At 57.7% G+C, this 698-nt stretch carries 1 protein-coding gene; it reads right to left on the bottom strand.

Annotated features, from left to right (window positions below):
• Positions 1–270: 270 nt before the first annotated feature.
• Entirely contained in the window at positions 271–597 is a 327-nt protein-coding gene (locus AC1DS3_RS39265) for a hypothetical protein (protein ID WP_441630852.1), read from the bottom strand.
• Between the last annotated feature and the right edge of the window lie 101 nt (positions 598–698).

Genomic DNA, 698 nt, shown 5'->3' with positions numbered 1-698 from the left:
AACCGAGCCCGCCTGACCCGGCAGCTTCACACGTTGTGCGCGTAGTTCCTGCTTAACCTCGCGCGCCTTCTGGCAGCAGAATGCCATCGTGCCGGAAGTCCGCGCTATCGCGGATGACCCAAAGACAAGCAGCACCACGAGGGACATTGCTTATAGCTTTCTGCGAAAGGTGCCTACGCTGGAATCAGCTCTTTTGTTGGCGCACGGGCTGGGAGAGGGCGGTAGAGACAACAGCGTATTCGGCCTGATCGAAAACCCCCGTGCCGAGGTCTACCCGATTCTCAGCACATGATCGTGAAACCAAAGTAGGCGCGGAGCGTCGGGGTCAAGGTACGTGCGCTCTGCGAGTAATTCATCGCTACGCGCAGCATAAAGGCGAAACAAAGTGCCGTACTCACGCGCCAAATAGCAGGTTTCACCGATGTAGTCGCCAGAATCCTCCCGCTGGCATTCGTGCGCAGTTGATCCGTCTCTAACATCCAAGCTATAGAGAACAAGAAATACAGCAGCGGCGGCGAGCGCCGCCAGCCGAATCGCCGAACGGAGCCGAAGTTCGGCTTTGCGAGGTTCGGCTTTGATTTTGGTGCCTATTTTCATGGATCGAACTCCACAACAGGCGGATCTTGACGGGCGCGTTCAGCCATTCGCGAAACGCCAGAAGCGTCTTTCGATGCGCGATGTCGGCGGGTGCACAGGCG

Source organism: Cupriavidus sp. 01L46 (assembly GCF_056399905.1).
The sequence above is the reverse complement of the archived record's forward strand: the minus strand, read 5'-3'. Positions and strand labels throughout refer to the sequence as shown.

Excerpts from the sequence above, each read along its gene's own strand:
- AC1DS3_RS39265 (WP_441630852.1), bottom strand. The coding sequence starts at position 597 with ATGAAAATAGGCACCAAAATCAAAGCCGAACCTCGCAAAGCCGAACTT.